2 protein-coding genes and 1 riboswitch are annotated in these 2,655 nt (G+C 38.0%); both genes read left to right on the forward strand.

Annotation, left to right across the window (positions count from 1 at the left end; all coding sequences use genetic code 11):
* Positions 1-92, forward strand: a riboswitch (SAM riboswitch). This riboswitch is flagged as partial in the annotation.
* Positions 93-185: 93 nt separating this feature from the next.
* Positions 186-1,298: a methionine biosynthesis PLP-dependent protein gene (metI, locus tag KI369_RS28345; RefSeq protein ID WP_212958974.1), complete on the forward strand. Its 1,113-nt coding sequence runs from the start codon at positions 186-188 to the stop codon at positions 1,296-1,298.
* Complete coding sequence (gene metC, locus KI369_RS28350) at positions 1,295-2,458, forward strand: cystathionine beta-lyase (protein ID WP_212958975.1); 1,164 nt, start codon at positions 1,295-1,297, stop codon at positions 2,456-2,458. The genes metI and metC overlap by 4 nt, the downstream gene beginning before the upstream one ends.
* The last annotated feature ends 197 nt before the right edge of the window (positions 2,459-2,655 follow it).

A 2,655-nucleotide genomic window follows, 5' to 3' on the forward strand; every position in this document is an offset into this window, starting at 1 on the left:
GAGGGACTGGCCCTATGACGCCTCAGCAACCATTAACATTTGTTAATAAGGTGCTAATTCCAGCAAATTGTGAACGATTTGACAGATGAGAAGAAGACTCTATTCAAACCAAAAGCCTTCTTCTTAGAAGGCTTTTTTTATTTTATATTCACTTAATTGTTCATTTAAAAAGGAGGAATTTTTACATGTCAACTATCGAAACAAAACTAGCACAAATCGGAAATCGTAGCGAAACTACAACAGGAACTGTTAATCCACCTGTTTATTTCTCAACCGCTTATCGTCACGAAGGAATTGGTCAATCTACTGGTTTTGACTATTCACGAACTGGCAACCCAACTCGTGGCCTTTTAGAACAGGCAATTGCAGATTTAGAATACGGTGAACAAGGTTATGCCTGTAGTTCCGGGATGGCAGCCGTTCTTCTTGTCCTTTCCCTATTCCGCTCTGGAGACGAACTTATTGTATCCGAAGATTTATACGGGGGCACTTATCGATTATTTTCTGAGCATGAAAAAAAGTGGAACGTTCGATGTAGATACGTAAATACACAATCTATTAAACAAATTGAGCAAGCTATCACAACTGAAACGAAAGCTATTTTCATAGAAACTCCGACAAATCCATTAATGCAAGTTACTGATATTGCCGCTGTCGCAACTGTAGCGAAAAGACACGGACTACTTCTTATTGTAGATAACACATTCTACACGCCTTATATACAGCAGCCATTAACAGAAGGTGCCGACATTGTACTTCATAGTGCAACAAAATATTTAGGGGGACATAACGATGTACTAAGCGGACTTGTCGTTGCAAAAGGAAAGGAACTTTGTGAGGAAATCGCTCATTATCATAATGCATCAGGTGCGGTTTTAAGCCCATTTGACTCGTGGTTATTAATTCGCGGTATGAAAACGTTAGCGCTTCGTATGAGACAACACGAAGAAAATGCAAAAGCAGTTGTCGCTTATTTAAATGATGAAGACGGGGTGACAGATGTATTTTATCCTGGAAGGGGCGGCATGATCTCATTTCGTCTGAAAGATGAAACATGGATTAATCCATTCTTACAATCTTTATCCTTAATTACATTCGCTGAAAGTCTTGGTGGTGTTGAAAGTTTAATGACATATCCAGCAACGCAAACACACGCTGATATTCCTGAAGAAATCAGAACAGCAAACGGTGTATGCAATCGTCTTCTTCGATTTTCCGTTGGCATTGAAAATAGTAACGATTTAATTCAAGACTTAAAGCAAGCCATTAAACTTGTAAAAGAAGGTGTAAGAATATGAGTTATTCTATAGATACACTCTTACTGCACAACCAATATAAACATGACTCGCAAACAGGAGCTGTTAACGTTCCCATCTATAACACATCAACATTTCACCAATTTGATGTAGATACGTTCGGGAAATATGATTATAGCCGATCTGGTAATCCAACTCGTGAGGCTCTTGAAGATATCATTGCTTTATTAGAAGGCGGAACAAAAGGGTTTGCCTTCGCATCAGGAATTGCAGCGATTTCTACTGCATTCCTTCTCCTTTCACAAGGCGATCACGTACTCATTTCAGAAGACGTATACGGAGGCACTTATCGAATTATAACTGAGGTTCTCTCCCGTTACGGTGTTTCACATACATTTGTTGATATGACCAATTTAGAAGAAATAAAGCAAAACATTAAGCCAAATACAAAACTCTTTTATGTGGAAACACCCTCTAATCCACTTTTAAAAGTGACAGATATTCGTGCTGTTTCTACACTTGCAAAATCTATTAATGCCCTTACTTTTGTTGATAATACATTTTTGACACCACTATTCCAAAAGCCACTTGATCTTGGCGCCGATGTCGTTCTTCATAGTGCCACAAAATTCATTGCTGGCCATAGTGATGTTACTGCCGGATTAGCGGTTGTAAAAGATGCTGAACTCGCTCAAAAACTTGGATTTTTACAAAATGCATTCGGCGCTATTTTAGGTCCTCAAGATTGTTCTCTCGTACTTCGCGGTCTAAAAACATTGCACGTACGCCTTGAGCATTCAGCTGCTAACGCCAATAAAATTGCACACTATTTACAAGAGCACGCTAAAGTTCAAAATGTCTATTATCCTGGCTTACAAACACACCTTGGATTTGATATTCAACAATCTCAAGCTACATCAGCCGGAGCTGTCCTATCTTTCACTTTACAATCAGAAGACGCACTCCGCCAATTTTTATCAAAAGTAAAATTACCTGTCTTTGCGGTTAGTTTAGGAGCCGTCGAATCAATTCTCTCCTATCCAGCTAAAATGTCACATGCAGCACTGTCGCAAGAAGCTCGTGATGAAAGAGGGATTTCTAATTCATTACTTCGGTTATCCGTCGGCCTTGAAAATGTTGACGATTTAATATCCGATTTTGAAAACGCCCTTTCTTATGTAGAAGAACCTGTAAATGCATAGAGCGAAAAGAAGATATGAAATTAAGTTTTCATATCTTCTTTTTTATGCTGTTTAGTATATTTTTTACTTTTCGTATAGTTCATAAAAAACGGCATAGTACCATCTTTTTCCAAGTAATGAATTAATTGATATATTAAAAAGTTAAAAAGGGGAAAAAATAATGGATACTTGTGCAGATGTTTTAATCGTTATCGATT

The sequence above is a fragment of the Bacillus sanguinis genome, from assembly GCF_018332475.1.
Classification (GTDB): Bacteria; Bacillota; Bacilli; order Bacillales; family Bacillaceae_G; genus Bacillus_A; species Bacillus_A sanguinis.